The following is a 17,981-nucleotide window of genomic DNA, read 5'->3' as shown; positions in this document are numbered from 1 at the left end:
GGCACCGTACGAGCCCGCCGGGAGCCGTGTCGTACCACCGGACCGGCGGGTCCGGGCAGGTCCGGCAGTCCGACCGGGGCGGTGCCCGGCCGCTCCCGGCGGCGGGCGGAGCGTAACCGTTTCGTGGGCAGGGGGCCCGGCCCCATAGGATTGGGCCAAAGCCCATCACACTCACCCCTGAGGATCGCTGCATGCCTGGCATTACGCGCGAGGAGGTCGCCCACCTCGCCCGGCTGGCGCGTCTGGAGCTGAAGGCCGAAGAGCTGGATCACTTCGCCGGACAGCTCGACGACATCATCGGCGCGGTCGCCCGCGTGTCCGAGGTCGCCGGCCAAGACGTACCGCCGACCTCCCACCCGCTGCCGCTGACCAATGTCATGCGCGCCGACGAGGTCCGTCCTTCGCTCACCCCCGAGCAGGCGCTCTCCGGTGCCCCTGCCCAGGAGCAGCAGCGTTTCAAGGTGCCGCAGATCCTGGGGGAGGACTAAACCGATATGACGGCCATGACCAAGCACGACAGCCTTGTCCGCCTCACCGCCGCCGAGATCGCCGCGAAGATCGCCTCCGGCGAACTCACCGCCGTCGAGGTCACCGAGGCCCATCTCGCCCGTATCGAGGCGGTCGACGAGAAGGTCCACGCCTTCCTGCATGTCGACCGCGAGGGCGCGCTGGCCCAGGCCCGCGCCGTGGACGCCAAGCGCGCGGCGGGCGAGAAGCTGGGGCCGCTGGCCGGTGTGCCGCTCGCCCTCAAGGACATCTTCACCACCGAGGGCGTCCCGACGACCGTCGGCTCCAAGATCCTCGAAGGCTGGATCCCGCCCTACGACGCGACCGTCACCAAGCGGCTCAAGGCCGCGGGCGTCGTCATCCTCGGCAAGACCAACATGGACGAGTTCGCCATGGGGTCCTCCACCGAGAACAGCGCGTACGGCCCGACCGGCAACCCCTGGGACCTGACCCGTGTCCCCGGCGGCTCCGGCGGTGGCTCGTCCGCCTCCCTCGCCTCGTACCAGGCGCCCCTCGCCATCGGCACCGACACCGGCGGCTCGATCCGCCAGCCCGCCGCCGTCACCGGCACGGTCGGCGTCAAGCCCACCTACGGCGGGGTCTCCCGCTACGGCATGGTCGCGTTCTCGTCCTCGCTCGACCAGGGCGGCCCCTGCGCCCGTACGGTCCTGGACGCGGCGCTGCTGCACGAGGTGATCGCCGGGCACGACCCGCTCGACTCGACCTCCATCGACGCCCCGGTCCCGCCGGTCGTCGAGGCCGCGCGCAGCGGCTCGGTGGCCGGGATGCGCGTCGGGATCGTCAAGCAGTTCCGCGGCGAGGGATACCAGCCCGGGGTCGTCCAGCGCTTCGACGAGTCGGTCGAGCTGCTCAAGGGCCTCGGCGCCGAGGTGGTCGAGCTGGACTGCCCGTCCTTCGACCTCGCGCTCGCCGCGTACTACCTGATCGCGCCGTCCGAGTGCTCCTCGAACCTCGCCCGCTTCGACGCCATGCGCTACGGCCTGCGGGTCGGCGACGACGGTACGAGGTCCGCCGAGGACGTCACGGCCCTGACCCGTGAGGCGGGCTTCGGGGACGAGGTCAAGCGCCGCGTCATGCTCGGTACGTACGCGCTCAGCTCCGGCTACTACGACGCGTACTACGGCTCGGCGCAGAAGGTCCGCACCCTCATCAGCCGCGACTTCGAGAAGGCCTTCGAGCAGGTCGAGGTGATCGTCTCCCCGACCACCCCGACCACGGCCTTCCCGATCGGTGAGCGCGCCGACGACCCGATGGCGATGTATCTCGCGGACCTGTGCACCATTCCGGCGAACCTGGCCGGCAACGCCGCGATGTCACTGCCCTGCGGCCTCGCGCCGGAGGACGGCCTGCCGGTCGGTCTCCAGATCATCGCCCCCGCCATGAAGGACGACCGGCTCTACAAGGTCGGTGCCGCCGTCGAGGCGGCCTTCGTGGAAAGGTGGGGACACCCGCTGCTGGAGGAGGCACCGTCACTATGACCAGTGCAATGAGCAAGGCCAAGGGGTTCAAGAAGTCCAAGGCCGGCACGTACCTGTCGATCGGGACCACCGTGTTCGGCGCGATCGGCGTCGCCAAGCAGGTCAGGACGGCCCGCCAGGACAACGACACGCTCCGGCTGGTCGACGCGGTCATCTCCGCCGCCGCCATCGCCACGAGCCTCGCCCTGCTCGTACGAGAGCTGAAGCGCCTGGGCGACGACGACGTCCTGCTGGGCTGAGAGGGAATGTTTCACTGTGACCGTCATTGAACTCGTGCCGTACGAGGACGCCCTCGCGGCGTACGACCCCGTCATGGGCCTGGAGGTCCATGTCGAACTCGGCACGAAGACCAAGATGTTCTGCGGCTGTTCGACCGGCCTGGGGGCCGAGCCCAACTCGCAGACCTGCCCGACCTGCCTCGGCATGCCCGGATCCCTGCCGGTCGTCAACGCCATCGGCGTCGAGTCGGCGATCAAGATCGGTCTCGCGCTCAACTGCGAGATCGCCGAGTGGTGCCGCTTCGCCCGGAAGAACTACTTCTATCCGGACATGCCGAAGAACTTCCAGACCTCCCAGTACGACGAGCCGATCGCCTACAACGGCTATCTGGACGTCCAGTTGGAGGACGGCGAGACCTTCCGGGTGCATATCGAACGCGCCCATATGGAGGAGGACACCGGGAAGTCGACACATGTCGGCGGTGCCACCGGCCGTATCCACGGCGCCTCGCACTCGCTGCTCGACTACAACCGCGCCGGTATCCCGCTCATCGAGATCGTCACCAAGCCCATCGAGGGCGCGGGCGAGCGGGCCCCCGAGGTCGCCAAGGCGTATGTCGCCGAGCTGCGCGAGCTGATCAAGGCGCTGGGCGTCTCCGAGGCCCGGATGGAGATGGGCCAGATGCGGTGCGACGTGAACCTCTCGCTGCGCCCGCACGGCCAGGAGAAGTTCGGTACGCGCTCCGAGACGAAGAACGTCAACTCGCTGCGCAGCGTCGAGCGCGCCGCGCGCTTCGAGATCCAGCGCCATGCCGCGGTGCTCGGCTCGGGCGGCACGATCATCCAGGAGACCCGCCACTTCCACGAGGAGGACGGCTCCACCACCGCGGGCCGGGTGAAGGAGGAGGCCGAGGACTACCGGTACTTCCCGGAGCCCGACCTCGTACCGGTGGCGCCCTCCAGGGAGTGGGTCGAGGAGCTGCGCGCCGGGCTGCCCGAGCTGCCGCGCGTACGCCGCAACCGGCTGCGCGAGGAGTGGGGGATCTCCGAGCACGACATGCAGTCGATCCTCAACGCGGGCGCGATCGAGCCGATCGTCGCCACGATCGGCGCGGGTGCCCCGGCGGACCAGGCGCGCAAGTGGTGGATGGGCGAACTGGCCCGGCACGCCAATGAGACGGGCCGCCCGCTGGAGGAGCTGCCCATCACCCCCGAGCAGGTCGCCCGGGTCGCCGCGCTCGTCGCGTCCGGCGATCTCAACGACAAGCTGGCCCGCCAGGTGATCGAGGGCGTGCTCGCGGGCGAGGGCGACCCGGACACCGTCGTCGAGAAGCGCGGTCTCAAGGTCGTCTCCGACGACAGCGCGCTGGGCGCGGCGGTGGACGAGGCCATCGCGGGCAACGCGGCCGTCGCCGACAAGATCCGGGCGGGCAAGGTCGCCGCCGCGGGAGCGCTGGTCGGCGCGGTCATGAAGGCCACCCGAGGCCAGGCGGACGCGGCGCGGGTGCGCGAGCTGATCCTGGAGCGGCTGGCCCCGGCGGAGTAGGTCCCTGTCCCACGAGGATCTGACGGGCAAGGTCCAGTCTCGTACGGTCCTGAGCGCGCCTGTCCCGCAATGCCGCCGGGCTTGTCGGGGCGGGTGCCGTGAGGCGTATGCCGAGAGGGCGGCGCACCGTTGACGGTGCGCCGCCCCCGTCCGTCCCCCCGGAACCCGGAGCGCCAGTCTGAACAGCGCCAGCCTGAACGCCGTCGTCGCCGAGGCCGTCTCCGTCGGTCTGCTGCTCGCCGTGCTGGCGTTCGCCGTTCTCCGGCCCCGCGGTCTGCCCGAGGCCGTCGCCGCCGTACCCGCGGCGCTGCTGCTCGTCGCCCTCGGCGCGGTCTCGCCCCAGGACGCCTGGGAGCAGACGCACACCCTGCTGCCCGTGGTGGTCTTTCTCGCGGCGGTACTGGTACTTGCTCAGCTCTGCGACGAGGAAGGGCTGTTCACCGCGGCGGGTGAACTGGTGGCGCGGGTCTGCGGCAGCCGGCCCCGGCGGCTGCTGGGCGGGGTCTTCGCCGTCGCCGCCGTCATCACCGCCGTACTGAGCCTGGACGCCACGGTCGTGCTGCTCACCCCGGTGGTCTTCGCGACCGCCGCCCGTGTGGGCGCGCGCCCGCTGCCGCACGTCTACGCCTGCACGCATCTCGCGAACTCGGCGTCACTGCTGCTGCCGGTCTCGAACCTCACCAATCTGCTGGCCTTCACCGCGAGCGGGCTCACCTTCACCCGGTTCGCGGCGCTGATGGCGCTGCCCTGGCTGGCCGCGATCGCGGTCGAGTACGCCGTCTTCCGCCGCTTCTTCGCCGCCGACCTGGCCGCGGAGGCGCATCGCCCGCGGGAGCCGGGGCCGGACAAGGGGCGCGGGATACCGGTGTTCACGCTGGTGGTGCTGGGGCTGACCCTGGCCGGATTCGTGGTGACCTCGTTCGCCGGGGCCGAACCGCTGTGGGCCGCGCTCGCCGGTGCGGCCGTCCTCGCGGTACGGGCGCTGAGGCAGCGGCGTACGACGGCCAAAGGGCTGGTACGGGCCGCCTCGCCGCTGTTCTGTCTCTTCGTCCTGGCGCTCGGCGTGATCGTCAAGGCGGTCGTCGACAACGGGCTGGACACCGGTATCGGCCGACTGCTGCCGGACGGTTCGTCACTGCCCTCGCTGCTGGCGATCGCGGCGGTCGCCGCCGTACTGGCCAATCTGATCAACAACCTCCCGGCGATCCTGGCGCTGCTGCCGGTCGTCGCGCCCGCGGGGCCCGGGCCGGTGCTCGCGGCGCTGATCGGCGTCAACCTCGGGCCCAATCTGACGTACGTCGGCTCGCTGGCCACCCTGCTGTGGCGGCGTGTGCTGCACGAGCACGACACCGAGCCGGGGCTGTGGCACTTCACCCGGCTCGGGCTGCTGACCGTGCCTGCCGCGCTGGCCGCGTCGACCGTGGCACTGTGGGGCACACTGCGAGTGATCGGAGGCTGACCCCGTGTCGGCCGAGCCCGTGCCGGAGGCTGACCCTGTGACCGTACCGATGCCCGACCCGCCGGACGCCGGACCGCCGAAGGCCGGATCGCCGGGGCACGATCCGTCGGGGACCGGCGCCTCGGCGGGCGATCCGCCGGAGGCCGGCCGGCCGCGGACCGCTCTCGTCTGGATCACCGAATCCACCTGGCCCGCCTGTGTGGACGCGGCCCGGGAACGCGCCCCCGACGACGCCGTGGTGCTGCTCCACGTCAGCGACGACGAGGTCGCCGCCGCGGCGCACCACGCGTACGAGGGGCTGCTCGGCCGGGGCCACCGCCCGGAGCGCGATCCCGGCGCCCGTCTCGAAGCCCTGTCGGGGACGGCCGCCGCCGATCTGCTGGAGGCCGCCGCGCACCGGCTCGGGCGGCCCTGCGAACTCCTGGACCACCACGGGCGCGTGGAGCACGAGGTCGTACGGGCGGCGGCCGGCGCGGATCTGCTGATCTGCGCGCGGGACGGTGAACGCGGACGCCCGGGCCCGCACAGCATCGGACACGCCACCCGCTTCGTCGTCGACCACGCGGAGTGCCCGGTGCTGCTGGTGTGGCCTTAGGGCGTGTGAGCGGCTGTGTCTCAGGCCGTGTCTGCCGCTCTGGCACGGCCCCCAGCGCCTCGGCTGATCAGGCAGGCTCAGGACGCGGGCGTGCTCGGGGCGTCGTAGTCGATCGACTCTGTCAACTCGCGCCACTTCGCGTCGGATTCGGTGCGGGCCCGGTCGGACTCGGTCACATAGTTGTACGCGTCGCTGCCCAGCAGCAGATGCACCGGCGGCTCGGCCAGCTCCGGCAGGCCGACGATGACCCGCGCGGCCTTCGCCGGGTCGCCGGTCTGCTGCCCGTCCATACCGCGCACCCTCTCCGCCATCGCGCCGACGGTGGCCCGGTACGGCTCGCTGATCTCGGGGATCGTCATCGACGACCCGGCCCAGTCGGTGCGCAGACCGCCCGGCTCGATGACGGTGACCCGTACCCCCAGCGGGGCCAGCTCGCGCGACAGCACCTCGGAGAAGCCGGCGACCGCCCACTTGGCGCTCTGATAGGCGGCCAGTCCGGGGGTGGTCATCCGGCCGCCGCTCGACGAGATCTGCACGATGTGCCCGGACCCCTGCTCGCGCAGGATCGGTACGGCTGCCTTGGTGACGTAGTAGACGCCATAGAAGTTGGTGTCGATCTGGGCGCGGAAATCGGCGTCGGTGACGTCCTCGACGGCGGCGACATCGCCGTACCCCGCGTTGTTGACGACCACGTCCAGCCGCCCGAACGTCTCGGCCGCGCCCCGGACCGCGGCACGCGCCGCCTCCGCGTCGGTGACATCGAGCGCGACCGCGCGTATCCGCTCGCCGTAGGTACGGACGAGATCGTCGAGCTGCGCGGGCTTGCGCGCCGTCGCCACGACGCGATGGCCGGCGGCGAGCGCGGCTTCGGCGATGGCGCGGCCCAGCCCGCGCGAACTGCCGGTGATGAACCAGACCTGCGACACCTGTGATGCCTGTGACATGGGGTTGCCTCGTTGCCTCTCGAAAAGCATCTGACTAAATGGTTACTTTTATCGTACGCCCACCGCGCGCGTCATGGGCCGGGCGCGTTCACCTCGTAGTCGTCCCGGGGACTCTCCGCTGCCATGCGCTCTCATTACCGTCCGGTCGCATGTCAGCGGAAATATCGCGGAGAAGAATGCTCACCCTCGGTACAGGCGCCCTCGGCGCGGCGGCGGCCGGGTCCGTCCTGCCGCCCTCCCTGCGGTCCGCCCTCGCGGCGGAGCCCGCGCCCGGCGGGCTGCGGGCGGTCAAGCATGTGGTCATCCTGATGCAGGAGAACCGCTCGTTCGACCACTACTTCGGCACCCTGCGCGGGGTCCGCGGCTTCGGGGACCGCAACGCGGTGGAACTGCCCTCCGGGAAGCCCGTGTTCGAGCAGCCGGGCCCGCTGACCACCGTTCTGCCCTTCCCGGTACGGGACGCCGCCGAGGCCCAGCGCAAGGACCTTCAGTACATCGGCGCCCTCGACCACTCCTGGGACGGCGGATCCAAGGCCTGGAACAAGGGCTGGATGGACGGCTGGGTCTCCGCCAAGACCGCCGCCACCATGGCCTACTACGACCGGCGCGACATCCCGCTGCACTACGAACTCGCGGACACCTTCACGGTCTGCGACGCGTACCACTCGTCCGTCCACACCTCGACCAGCCCCAACCGCAACCACCTCTGGAGCGGCTGGACCGGCTACGAGGCCGACGGACGGCGGGCCGTGGGCAACGACGCGTACGAGGAGGACACCCACCCCGGCTATCCGTGGCCGACGTACGCCGAACGGCTGGAGCGGGCGGGCCGCACCTGGCAGACGTACACGGAGTGGGAGAACTTCACCGACAACAACATCGAGTTCTTCACCACCTTCAAGGACATCGCCCGCAAGGCGCTCGCCAAGGCCCGTGAACTGCCCGGCCGGCCCGGGGCGTCCGGCTTCACGTACATGGAGGCGTTCTACGCCGCCGTACGCGACACCGACGACGCCGCCGAGCGGGCGAGGCTGCTCGACGCGCTGGAGGAGGGCGTCGCCACGCTGACCGAGCACGAGCGGTCGCTGTTCGAGCGCGGGCTGCGCCGGGTCGAGAGCGGCACGCTGGCCGACCGGTTCCGTGCCGATGTGGCCGCGGGAACGCTGCCCGAGGTGTCGTATCTGGTGCCTTCCGCGATCGACTCCGAGCACCCCGGCTCCTCGTCGCCGATCGCCAGCGCCACCCTGATCTACAAGGTGCTCGACGCGCTCGGCGCCCATCCCGATGTCTGGCGGCACACCGTCGTACTGATCAACTACGACGAGAACGACGGCTTCTTCGACCACGTACCGCCGCCCGTGCCGCCCGCCGAGGGGCCCACCGGCTCCGCCGAGCGCTGGGAGGGACGGCCGACCGGGCTCGGCGTGCGGGTGCCGCTGCTGGTCGTCTCGCCCTGGACCGTGGGCGGTTATGTCTGCTCGCAGGTCTTTGACCACACCTCGGTCATCCGCTTCCTGGAGAAGTGGACGGGCGTGGACGAGCCCAACATCACCGCGTGGCGGCGCAATGTCACCGGCGACCTGACCTCGGCGTTCGACTTCCAGCGCGGCAGTACCCAGCCCGAGGTCGAACAGCCGGGCGCCGTCCCGCCGTTCACCGGCCGCTGGGCGCCCGTACCGCCGGCGCACCAGACCATGCCCGTACAGGAGCCGGGCGTGCGCGCCGCCAGGCCGCTGCCGTACCAGACAGACGCGTACGGTCATCTCGACGCGGACGGACGGGCGTTCACGGTCGCGCTCAGCAACACGGGCCCCGCCAGCGCGCACTTCGCCCTCTATCCGTACGCGGGTGAGTTCGAAATACCGCAGCACCGCGATGTAAGGGGCACCGCGCAATGGAGGGTGCCCCTTACCGGAGTGAAGGGTGACCGCTACCGCTTCACGATCACCGGGCCCAATGGCTTCCGCCGCGAGTTCGAGGGTCCGGTGACCGGCCATGGCACGGAGGTCACCTCGTCCGTCCACCACCACGACCGCGATCTCCATCTCACCCTGCGCAACCACGGCGATCTGCCGGTCACCTTCACGGTGCGGCCCCTGGGGTACGTCGACGAGGCCGATCTGCACGGCTGGACCCGGCGGATCACGGTCAAGCCGGGGAGCAGCCGCGAGGTGGTGCACTCGGCGGCCGACGCGCACGGCTGGTACGACATCGAGGTCACCGCGGAAGCGTCGGCACACGGCGGCGGTACGGCGGACACCCCGGCGCGCTTCCGCCGCCGTCTGATGGGCCACATCGAGAACGGGCGTCCCAGCGTCTCCGGGTGAGCGGCGGCTTTGTACGGTTCGTGCGATGAGGAACCGTACGGAGAAGGAGCCCGATGTTCGCGATACCGCTGGGTGACGGGGCGGAGCTGCGCCCCTTGGAGCCGTGGCAGACCGAGGAGTTCCTGGCCCATATGGACCGGGCCAGGGACCTGGTCGACAAGCACATTCCGCTCGCCCGGGCGGCCTCGGACCTCGAATCCGCCCGGGAGGTGCTCATGTCGTACGCCAGGAAGCAGGCGGACGACAGCGGGCGGATCTACGGGATCTGGCTGGACTCCACCCTGGTCGGCGGGGTGCTCTTCCGGGTCTTCGACGCCGAGCGGGGCAACTGCGAGGTCGGCTGCTGGCTGGAGCCCGCGGGGACGGGGCGCGGGCTGGTCACGCGCGCCGCGCGGGTGCTGATCGACTGGGCGGTCGAGGAGCGCGGGATACACCGGGTCGAGTGGCGGGTGTCGACCGAGAACACCCCGAGCATCAAGGTCGCGCAGCGGCTCGGGATGACCCGGGAGGGCGTGCTGCGCGAGGGCTACCCCTATGGCGGGGTGCGGCAGAGCACGGAGATCTGGTCGGTGCTGGCGCCGGAGTGGCGCGAGCGGAGGGAGAACGCGGGCTGAGCCCACGGCGTGCAGCCTGCTGCACGCAGCCCGGCCGTGCCTGTCTGCCGTGCGCGCGCTCGGGCCCGGACTCGGGCCCGGGCCCGCCGAGTACGGACCGGTGGAACTCCGGCTGTTCACGGACGTTCCGCCGTTCTCAGGAAGTTCTCAGACGGGGCACCTAGCGTGCGCGGTATGAACCCCACCCCCGAGACCAAGACCCCCGAGCCGGAGACGGCCGAGGCCTCCACCACCGAGGCGACCGAGGTCATATCCGACTCCAGGTCGGAGTCCGAGGCCCCGTCGCTCAGCAAGGCCGGTGCCCCGGCCGCCGACGCCACCGATGAGTCCGCCGATACGGAGGACGTCCACGACCTGGACGACGACGAGGACCTGGACGAGGACGGTGACGACGACCCCGCGGCGCACCGCTCGTCCGGTCTCGGCGCCGCCGCCGCGGCCGTCGTCGCGGTCTGCCTGAGCATCATCGCCCTGTCCGGCACCTGGACCGGCCGGGTCGTCGCCGAGCGCGAGACCCTCGTCGGCCAGATCACCATCGGCCAGTCCGCCACCGCGGACCAGCAGATCTCCGAGATCTACGGCGACGCCTGGCACGCCACCGCCGCGGTCAATGGCGTGGTGGCGCTCCTGGCGCTGCTCATCGGCGTGGTCGTGCTGGTCCTGCCCCAGCGCGTCGCCTGGGTACGGCCCTTCGCGCTGGCCGCAGCCATCCTCGGCTTCCTCGGACTGCTGGTCTCCGCCGGCATGTACTTCGATCTCTTCGCCGCCCTGCCTGCCGCTCCGGCCACTCCGGCCGGCTAAACCCTTAGGCCCTTAGGGCCGCTTACCTTCCCGGGGCCCCTTTCTAAGGTCCTGGGGTCCGCTGAGATGCGGAACTCTCCCGATGCGGTGGTACCCCCTGGGAGTCAAAGGTGGAGGTGTCTTCAAGACACCAGAAACACCTTCGCACCAGGGGGAACCCGATGTTCGAGTACGAACTCCAGAAGATCCGGGTCGCCGAGCTGATCCGCAGTGCCGAGCGCGAACGGCTCGTACGCGAGATCCGTGCGGCCCGTCGGCAGTCCGGCCGGCAGGCCGACCGGCCCGCAGGGGAACCGGGCCAGGGCCCGGAGGGCGGACAGGACCGACCCGGTGACCGGTTCGTCCGCGCGGCCTGACGCCGTGCGAGCCCGGCCCGCCGCGATCACCGGCACCCCGGCCACCGGCGCTGCCGTGAGCGGCGCTCCGGTCAGCGGCGCCCGGGGCAATGGCGCTCCCGTCACCAGCGCCCCGGCCACCGGCGCTCGGGTCGTCCGCACTCCGGTCACCGGCGCTTCCGTAAGCGACACCCGGGTCGTCGGCACCCGGGTCGTCCGCGCTCCGGTCACCGGCGCTTCCGTAAGCGGCACCCGGGTCGTCGGCACCCGGGTCGTCCGCGCCGGGAGCGCGGCCGTCCCTGCCGCCCCGATAACAAGTGCCGCGTTGTCCGACCCCTGTGCGATGCTCTGGCCCGTGGAGACCAGGTCCGTCAGCCCGGTGTTCGTCGGCAGGGCCGGCGAGCTGACCGCGCTCACCGAAGCGCTCGCCCGCGCCACCGAGGGCGAGCCCCAAGCGCTGCTCATCGCCGGTGAGGCCGGGGTCGGCAAGACCAGGCTCGTGGAGGAGCTGTGCGCCGTCGCGTGCGCCAGGAACGCGGTCGTCGCGGTCGGCGGATGCGTGGAGATCGGCGCGGACGGGCTGCCGTTCGCGCCCTTCTCCACCGCCCTGCGCTCCCTGCGCCGCCAGTTGCCCGACGAGCTGGCGGCGGCCGCCGAGGGCCAGGAGGCCGAGCTGGCCAGGATCCTGCCCGAGCTGGGCCGGCCCGACCGGGGCGCGCTCGGCGAGGACGGCACGGCCAGGCTGTTCGAGCTGGCCGCACGGCTGCTGGAGCGGCTGGCGGCCGATCGTACGGTCGTGCTCGTCCTGGAGGATCTGCACTGGGCGGACGCCTCCACCCGCCATCTCCTCGCCTATCTCTTCCGCGCGCTGCGCCGCGGCCGGCTCGTCGTGCTCGCCACCTACCGCGCCGACGACATCCACCGCCGCCATCCGCTGCGCCCGCTCCTCGCCGAGCTGGACCGGCTGCGCTCCGTACGGCGGATCGAGCTGTCCCGGTTCACCCGGGCCGAAGTGCTCCGCCAGCTCACCGGCATCCTCGCGGCCGAACCGGACCCCGCGCTGCTCGACGACATCTTCGAACGCTCCGACGGCAACGCCTTCTTCGTGGAGGAGCTGGCCTGCTCCCTCGGCTGCGGCTGTGGCTCCGGGCTGAGCGACTCGCTGCGCGATCTGCTGCTCGTACGGGTCGAGGCGCTGCCCGAGGACGCCCAGCGGGTGGCCCGTATCGTCGCCGAGGGCGGCACCACCGTCGAATACCCGCTGCTCCTGGCCGTGGGGCGGCTCGCCGAGGACGATCTGATCGAGGCGCTGCGGGCAGCCGTGGGCGCCAATATCCTGCTGCCCACCGCGGACGGCGACGGCTACCGCTTCCGGCACTCCCTGGTGCGCGAGGCGGTCAGCGACGATCTGCTGCCCGGCGAGCGGTCCCGGCTCAACCGGCGGTACGCGGAGGTGCTGGAGGCCCAGCCCTCGCTCGTACGGGCCGATGAGCGCGCCACCCGGCTGGCCAGCCACTGGTACCACGCGCACGATGTGGCGAAGGCCCTGCCCGCCGTCCTGAAGGCCTCCGTCGAGGCACGGGAGCGCTATGCCTACTCCGAGCAACTGCGGCTGCTGGAGCGGGCGATGGAGCTGTGGGACGACGCTCCCGAGGCCGTACGGGACACCCTGAGGCCACCCGACGACGCCGATACCGAGGTCTATCCGCTCTGCGCCGCCACCCCCTCCAACCCGCTCACGTATCTGGACCTGATGGCGGAGGCGACGGTCGCCGCCCGGGTCGGGGGCGAGCGCGAACGGGCCCTGGCGATAGCGAAGAAGGCCCTCCGGGCCCTGGACGGCGAGGACGGCGAGGGCGATCCGCTGCGCGCCGCCTGGTTCTGGATCCAGCGCTCCAAGCTGATGCAGGACCTCTCGCGCGGCGACGGCTGGCCGGAACTCGCCATCGCCGAGAAGCTCGTACAAGGACTCCAGCCGTCGGCCGTGCACGCGGAGGTCCTGGCGAGTGTGGCCGCGTGGGGCGCGCTGCACCGGCCAGGGCCCGACAGCCTGGTCGCCGCCAACCGGGCCGTCGAGTACGCCAGGCTGGTCGGCGCCGAGCACACCGAGCTGCACGCCCGCCTCACCCGCGGCTGGCTCACCGCCGACGCCGGGGGAGTGGACGAGGGCATAGCCGAGATGTACGAGGTGCGCGACCGGGCCGACGAGCTGGGCGCGGTCGCGGTGCTGGGCCGCGCCAGTATCAATCTGCCCTCCACCCTGGAGAGCATGGGCCGCTCCGAGGAAGCGGTGACGGCGGCGGACTGGGGCACGGCCGTCACCCATCAGCGCGGGCTCGCCGACACGGAGGCCTGGGTCCGGGGAAACCAGGCGCAGTCGCTCTACGCCCTGGGCCGCTGGTCCGAGGCGGATGCCGTCCTGGACATCGCGGCCGGGCTCGCCCACTCCGGCAAGGCCCGTGGCATCGTCGCCATACGCCGCGCCGAGCTGGCCCTGACCCGTGGTGAACTCGACGAGGCGGCCCGGCAGGTGGAGCTGGGCCGCGGTTTCATCGGCACCCATGACCAGCAGCCGCAGCACTTCATCACCCCGGCCCGGGTGATGATCGGTGTCGCCGCCGCGCGGGGCGCACTGGCCGAGGCCAGGGCCGAGCTGGCGCGACTGACCGAGAGCGGCGCGAGCGGCTTCCCGCCGGGCACCCAGCGGTACGCGCTGCCGCTGCTGTGCGCGGCGGCGGCAGCGGAGGCGGACGCCAGGGGCCTGCCGGGCGCGGACGCCGGACGGGCCGGGGCGCTCGCGTCGATACGCGCCCACGCCAAGCGGCTGCCCACGCTCGTACCGGTCTGGCGTGCGTACGGCGTGATGCTGGAGGCCGAGCTGGCACGGGCGCAGGGCACCGCGGCTCCGGAGGCCTGGGCGCGGGTCGTCACGGCCTTCGAGGAGACCGGGCGCCCCTATGAACTGGCGCTGGCCCGCGGGCGCCGGGCCGCCGCCCTGCTGGACGCGCACGGTGACCGCGCGGAGGCGGCGCGGCTGCTCGTACAGGCCCATGAATCGGCCGTGGACCTCGGGGCGCGGCCTCTCGCCGAGGATCTCGCGCTGCTGGCGGGCCGGGCCCGTATCAGCCTCGCCGCGGGCCCCGGCTCCGGAACCGCTCAGGCATCGGACAAAGCCACCGGCCCCGGCCGCGATCCCGCCCGCTCACTGGGGCTGACGCCCCGCGAGCAGGATGTCCTCCGTCTTGTCGCGGCCGGTCACAGCAACCGCAGGATCGCCACCGAGCTGTACATCTCGCCCAAGACCGCGAGCGTTCATGTGTCCAACATCCTGGCCAAGCTGGGTGTCTCGGGGCGTACGGAAGCGGCGGCACTCTCGCACCGCCTGCGCCTCTTCCCGGACCTGGCCGAATCACCCCGCAGCTCCTGAGGCTCCCGTATTCCTCAAGCCTTTGTATTTCTGAGGCTCCGGCTTTGCTGAGAAGGCTGCGGCTCTGCCGAGAGTGAGAGAGCGGGCTACTCCTCGGATGGCGCCGGGGACCGCGGCTTCTCCGCGGATTCCACCGGGACCCTGATGGTGACCTTCCCGGAAGCCAGATCTATCGGGCCGCGGCCCGGGTCGTTGTCGTCGACATCGACCCGGCTGACTTCCAGCCTCTTGTTCTCGTCATCGGTGTGCTTACGGCCCGGCGCGAAGATCTCCTCGATCATATTGAACACAGACGGTTCACCTCTGACTCCGTGTCGCTACGCGACCTCCAGCAGGAGGATCCTGTCGTCCCCCGGCTTCGGTGTGCCCCGGCCGTCCGTATTGTTCGTCACCAGCCACACCTTGTCGCCGCCCACCGAAAGCACCGTGCGCAGGCGGCCGTACTTTCCCTCAAGGAACGCCTGGGAAGGCGCCGCGGATTCCCGTCCCGCCAGCGGAACCCGCAGCAGGCGCTCACCACGCAGCGTCGCCAGCCAGATACAGCCCCGCGCATAGGCGATTCCGCTGGGAGACGCCTCGCTCGGCGGCCACTCCGCGACCGGGTTCGTCAGGCCGGGCCTGTCCGACTTCCCCTCGACCTCCGGCCAGCCGTAATTCTTCCCGGGCTCGATCAGATTCAGCTCGTCCCACTTGTCCTCGCCGAACTCCGAGGCCCACAGCCGCCGCTCGGAGTCCCACGCCAGGCCTTCCACATTGCGGTGACCGTAGGAATACACAATCGAATCGGCCTCCGGATTCCCATGCACGGGCTGTCCGTCCGGAGTCATCCGGAGGATCTTGCCCGCCAGGGATTTCCGGTCCTGGGCGAGTGCCGCGTCACCGGTCTCGCCCGTGCCCGCGTACAGCATCTTGTCCGGTCCGAACGCGATCCGCCCGCCGTTGTGGACGGTCCCCTTCGGAATACCGCGCAGTACGGTGTCGGGCGCGCCCATCTGCTGCCCGGTCGGCTTCTTCTCGTCGTAGACCATACGGGCGATGCGGTTGTCCGATTCGGTGGTGAAGTACGCGTACACGAGATGGTCCGAGGCGTACGTGGGGGAGAGCGCGATCCCCAGCAGCCCGCCCTCGCCCGCCGCCGCGACTCCGGGGACCGTCGAGACAAGGGTCTTCTTCCCGCTGTCCGCGTCGATCCGGGTGATCGTCCCCTCGTCGCGCGAGGACACCAGCAGATCGCCGTCGGGCAGGGCGGCCAGGCCCCAGGGCGAGTTGAGCCCCTCGGCCACGGTCGACACCACCTTGACGGAGCCCTTCGCGGGCGCGGCCGACGGGCTGGGCGCTCCCTCCGGCGAGGCGGCGGGCTTCGACGTGACGCTCAGCCCCGGGACAGGTACGGCACCACCGCCGTCGGAGGAGCATCCGGTGACCACGAGAAGAGCGGCGGCGGCCCCCACGGCCGTCAGCGCTGAACGATGCACGGTTCCGATCCCTTCGACGACGGCGTCACCCCTGTTCTTACACCGCCGTTCTTACACCGGCGCGCCGTCCGCGGGTCCAACTGACGGACCGCTCCCGGCCGATCATGCGGATCCGGCCAATCCGCCGCGCACCGCACCGCGCCGCCCGCCGGGGGACCCGCGACCACGCTTCCGGCGCTCAGTCCCACGACTCCCGCGCCGGTGGCAGCGCCGCGATCTCCGCCAGGTCCCGCGCGGTCAGCTCCACCCCCGCCGCCCCCGCGTTCTCCACCGCCCACTGCTCTCGCTTCGTCCCCGGCAGCGGCACCACATGCCGCCCCCGGCTCAGCACCCACGCCAGCGCCACCTGCGCCGGAGTCGCCCCGTGCCGCTCCGCCGTCCGCCGCAGCCCGGCCACCAGTGGCTGGTTCGCGGCCATCATCTCCGCCGTGAACCGGGGATGCCGGGCCCGCAGATCGTCCGGTTCGAACCCCTGCCCGGGGGTGAGCGTGCCCGTGAGGAAACCATTGCCCAGCGGCATCGCCGCCAGAAAACCGATTCCGCGCGCCTCGCACCACGGCAGCAGCCGCTCCAGCGCCTCCGGCGACCACACCGACAGCTCCGCCTCCACCGCGCTGACCGGGAACACCTGCTGCACCCGCTCCAACTGCCGGATCGTCGCCTCGTGCAGATGCGCGCCGGATCTGCGCCGGGACGCGCGGGCACCCACCGCGCACAGCCCCAGCGCCCGTACCTTCCCGGCGCTCACCAGCTCCGCCATCGCGCCCCAGGTCTCCTCGACCGGGATCTCGGGATCGGCGCGGTGCAACTGGTAGAGATCGATCACATCGGTCTGGAGCCGGCGCAGCGAGGCGTCGCAGGCCCGCCGCACATAACCGGGGCTGCCATTGGCGACCAAGTGCTGATCGCCCACCAGCAGCCCGCACTTGGTCGAGACGAAGGCGTCCGCGCGCCGCTGCCCCAGCACTCGCCCCAGCAGCAGCTCATTGGTGAACGGGCCGTACATGTCGGCCGTGTCGAGCAGGGTCGTACCGGCGTCCAGCGCCGCGTGCACCGTACGGAGCGAACGGTCGCCGCGCTGCTGCGAGCCGGTGTACGCCCAGTGCATCGGCATACAGCCGAGCCCGACCGCCCCCACTTCCAGCGCCGCCGCACCGATTGTCCTGCGCTCCAACGCCGTACCCCTCCCTTGTGCCGCACTCAAGCTAACCGCATCCCTCCGCCCGCTTCGCATAGCCTCCTGACCATGACTTCAGACGTGTGGATCCCGTTTCCGGCCGACGAATTCGAAGAGCTGCCGCCGGGGCTCAGCCACCGCTTCTGGGACGGCACCCAGGACTTCCCCGCCGACCCGGCCGACTGCGTCCTCTACGTCGTCCCGTACATGAAGGGCCCCGAAGTCGCGATCCGGCCGCTCGCCGCGATGACCTCCGTACGCGTCGTACAGACCCTCTCCGCAGGGACCGACCATGTGGCCCCCGGCCTCGGCTCGCTGCCCGCCGGAGTCCGCCTCTGCAACGCCAAGGGCGTCCACGAGGCCAGCACCTCCGAACTCACCCTCGCCCTGATCCTCGCCTCCCTGCGCGGCATACCCGGCTTCGTCCGGGGCCAGGAGCGCGAGGAGTGGCGCTCCGGCTTCTATCCCGCGCTCGCCGACAAGTCGGTCCTGATCGTCGGGTACGGATCGATCGGCGCCGCCATCGAGGACCGGCTCGCGCCCTTCGAGTGCGCGCGGGTGGCGCGCGTCGCGCGCTCCGCACGCACTACGGAGCGCGGGGCGGTGCACGCGTTCACCGAACTGCCCGCGCTGCTCCCCGAAGCCGATGTGGTGATTCTCTCGACCCCGCTCACCGAAGAGACAAAAGGCCTGGCCGGAGCCGGTTTCCTGGCCCGGATGAAGGACGGCGCGCTCCTGGTGAACGTCGCGCGCGGCGCGGTCGTCGACACCAAGGCGCTGCTCACGGAGGTGGAGAGCGGAAGGATCACCGCCGCTCTCGACGTCACCGATCCGGAACCCCTCCCCGCGGGCCATCCCCTCTGGCATGCTCCGGGTGTCCTCATCAGCCCCCATGTCGGCGGATCCACCTCGGCGTTCCTGCCGCGTGCCAAGCGTCTTCTGACCGAGCAGCTCACCCGGTTCGCCGCCGGGGACGAGCCGCTCAACACCGTCCTCATCACCGGATGAGCCCCCGCCCAAGGACCCCGTAGGCGCAAGGACCCCGTCGCCGGCCCCG

The 17,981-nt window shown here is 71.6% G+C and carries 16 protein-coding genes; 12 read left to right on the top strand and 4 right to left on the bottom strand.

Translation table 11 applies throughout. The annotated features are described in order from the left end of the window. Positions 1 to 191 precede the first annotated feature (191 nt). From gatC to KQY30_RS09760, 6 genes are all read left to right on the top strand, one after another. Positions 192 to 488 (top strand): Asp-tRNA(Asn)/Glu-tRNA(Gln) amidotransferase subunit GatC, encoded by a 297-nt coding sequence (gene gatC / locus KQY30_RS09785; protein ID WP_046505185.1) that lies wholly within the window; start codon positions 192 to 194, stop codon positions 486 to 488. 15 nt (positions 489 to 503) lie between these two features. Further along, positions 504 to 2,006 carry an Asp-tRNA(Asn)/Glu-tRNA(Gln) amidotransferase subunit GatA gene (gene gatA, locus KQY30_RS09780; protein WP_217310949.1) on the top strand — a complete coding sequence of 501 codons (1,503 nt, stop codon included), beginning with the start codon at positions 504 to 506 and terminating at the stop codon, positions 2,004 to 2,006. After that, entirely contained in the window at positions 2,003 to 2,245 is a 243-nt protein-coding gene (locus KQY30_RS09775) for a hypothetical protein (RefSeq protein ID WP_217306484.1), read from the top strand. Before gatA ends, KQY30_RS09775 begins: the two co-directional genes overlap by 4 nt. Positions 2,246 to 2,261: 16 nt before the next feature. Beyond that, positions 2,262 to 3,770: an Asp-tRNA(Asn)/Glu-tRNA(Gln) amidotransferase subunit GatB gene (gatB, locus tag KQY30_RS09770; protein ID WP_217306483.1), complete on the top strand. Its 1,509-nt coding sequence runs from the start codon at positions 2,262 to 2,264 to the stop codon at positions 3,768 to 3,770. Between the two features lie 193 nt (positions 3,771 to 3,963). Then, positions 3,964 to 5,229: an SLC13 family permease gene (locus KQY30_RS09765; protein WP_217310947.1), complete on the top strand. Its 1,266-nt coding sequence runs from the start codon at positions 3,964 to 3,966 to the stop codon at positions 5,227 to 5,229. A 37-nt stretch (positions 5,230 to 5,266) separates the two neighbouring features. After that, positions 5,267 to 5,824 (top strand): universal stress protein, encoded by a 558-nt coding sequence (locus KQY30_RS09760; protein ID WP_254407040.1) that lies wholly within the window; start codon positions 5,267 to 5,269, stop codon positions 5,822 to 5,824. A 77-nt stretch (positions 5,825 to 5,901) separates the two neighbouring features. Here KQY30_RS09760 and KQY30_RS09755 read toward each other — a convergent pair whose 3' ends face one another. Further along, on the bottom strand, positions 5,902 to 6,768 hold the full coding sequence (locus KQY30_RS09755) for an oxidoreductase (protein WP_367997410.1): 867 nt from the start codon (positions 6,766 to 6,768) through the stop codon (positions 5,902 to 5,904). A gap of 149 nt (positions 6,769 to 6,917) precedes the next feature. Here KQY30_RS09755 and KQY30_RS09750 point away from each other — a divergent pair, with 149 nt between their 5' ends. The 5 genes from KQY30_RS09750 to KQY30_RS09730 all read left to right on the top strand — a co-directional run bounded on the left by KQY30_RS09750 (position 6,918) and on the right by KQY30_RS09730 (position 14,272). Further along, positions 6,918 to 9,095, top strand: a complete 2,178-nt coding sequence (locus tag KQY30_RS09750; RefSeq protein WP_217306482.1) for a phosphocholine-specific phospholipase C — start codon at positions 6,918 to 6,920, stop codon at positions 9,093 to 9,095. A 53-nt stretch (positions 9,096 to 9,148) separates the two neighbouring features. After that, the gene (locus tag KQY30_RS09745; RefSeq protein WP_217306481.1) at positions 9,149 to 9,709 is read left to right on the top strand and encodes a GNAT family N-acetyltransferase; all 561 of its coding nucleotides are present in this window, start codon (positions 9,149 to 9,151) and stop codon (positions 9,707 to 9,709) included. A 174-nt stretch (positions 9,710 to 9,883) separates the two neighbouring features. After that, on the top strand, positions 9,884 to 10,510 hold the full coding sequence (locus tag KQY30_RS09740) for a hypothetical protein (RefSeq protein WP_217306480.1): 627 nt from the start codon (positions 9,884 to 9,886) through the stop codon (positions 10,508 to 10,510). Positions 10,511 to 10,671: 161 nt separating this feature from the next. Next, entirely contained in the window at positions 10,672 to 10,866 is a 195-nt protein-coding gene (locus tag KQY30_RS09735) for a hypothetical protein (RefSeq protein ID WP_217306479.1), read from the top strand. A 322-nt stretch (positions 10,867 to 11,188) separates the two neighbouring features. Continuing rightward, positions 11,189 to 14,272, top strand: coding sequence for a helix-turn-helix transcriptional regulator (locus KQY30_RS09730; RefSeq protein ID WP_217310942.1), 3,084 nt, complete (start codon positions 11,189 to 11,191; stop codon positions 14,270 to 14,272). 86 nt (positions 14,273 to 14,358) lie between these two features. Here KQY30_RS09730 and KQY30_RS09725 read toward each other — a convergent pair whose 3' ends face one another. The 3 genes from KQY30_RS09725 to KQY30_RS09715 form a co-directional block, all read right to left on the bottom strand. Continuing rightward, positions 14,359 to 14,562: a DUF6191 domain-containing protein gene (locus KQY30_RS09725; protein ID WP_217306478.1), complete on the bottom strand. Its 204-nt coding sequence runs from the start codon at positions 14,560 to 14,562 to the stop codon at positions 14,359 to 14,361. A 27-nt stretch (positions 14,563 to 14,589) separates the two neighbouring features. Then, positions 14,590 to 15,756, bottom strand: coding sequence for a sorbosone dehydrogenase family protein (locus tag KQY30_RS09720; RefSeq protein ID WP_254407560.1), 1,167 nt, complete (start codon positions 15,754 to 15,756; stop codon positions 14,590 to 14,592). Positions 15,757 to 15,925: 169 nt separating this feature from the next. Then, complete coding sequence (locus KQY30_RS09715) at positions 15,926 to 16,921, bottom strand: aldo/keto reductase (protein WP_046498540.1); 996 nt, start codon at positions 16,919 to 16,921, stop codon at positions 15,926 to 15,928. Between the two features lie 72 nt (positions 16,922 to 16,993). Between KQY30_RS09715 and KQY30_RS09710 the strand changes: the two genes are divergently transcribed. Then, entirely contained in the window at positions 16,994 to 17,932 is a 939-nt protein-coding gene (locus KQY30_RS09710; protein ID WP_217306477.1) for a 2-hydroxyacid dehydrogenase, read from the top strand. The last annotated feature ends 49 nt before the right edge of the window (positions 17,933 to 17,981 follow it).

The sequence above is a fragment of the Streptomyces sp. GMY02 genome, assembly GCF_019056675.1.
GTDB classification, from domain to species: domain Bacteria; phylum Actinomycetota; class Actinomycetes; order Streptomycetales; family Streptomycetaceae; genus Streptomyces; species Streptomyces odonnellii.
Note: the sequence above shows the minus strand (reverse complement) of the source record. Positions and strands in the feature narration are given on the sequence as shown.

Bases quoted from the DNA above. Each gene is read 5' to 3' on its own strand.
- gatC (WP_046505185.1), top strand. From the start codon at position 192: ATGCCTGGCATTACGCGCGAGGAGGTCGCCCACCTCGCCCGGCTGGCG.
- gatA (WP_217310949.1), top strand. From the start codon at position 504: ATGACCAAGCACGACAGCCTTGTCCGCCTCACCGCCGCCGAGATCGCC.
- KQY30_RS09775 (WP_217306484.1), top strand. From the start codon at position 2,003: ATGACCAGTGCAATGAGCAAGGCCAAGGGGTTCAAGAAGTCCAAGGCC.
- KQY30_RS09755 (WP_367997410.1), bottom strand. From the start codon at position 6,768: ATGTCACAGGCATCACAGGTGTCGCAGGTCTGGTTCATCACCGGCAGT.
- KQY30_RS09750 (WP_217306482.1), top strand. From the start codon at position 6,918: ATGTCAGCGGAAATATCGCGGAGAAGAATGCTCACCCTCGGTACAGGC.
- KQY30_RS09745 (WP_217306481.1), top strand. From the start codon at position 9,149: ATGTTCGCGATACCGCTGGGTGACGGGGCGGAGCTGCGCCCCTTGGAG.
- KQY30_RS09740 (WP_217306480.1), top strand. From the start codon at position 9,884: ATGAACCCCACCCCCGAGACCAAGACCCCCGAGCCGGAGACGGCCGAG.
- KQY30_RS09735 (WP_217306479.1), top strand. From the start codon at position 10,672: ATGTTCGAGTACGAACTCCAGAAGATCCGGGTCGCCGAGCTGATCCGC.
- KQY30_RS09730 (WP_217310942.1), top strand. From the start codon at position 11,189: ATGCTCTGGCCCGTGGAGACCAGGTCCGTCAGCCCGGTGTTCGTCGGC.
- KQY30_RS09710 (WP_217306477.1), top strand. From the start codon at position 16,994: ATGACTTCAGACGTGTGGATCCCGTTTCCGGCCGACGAATTCGAAGAG.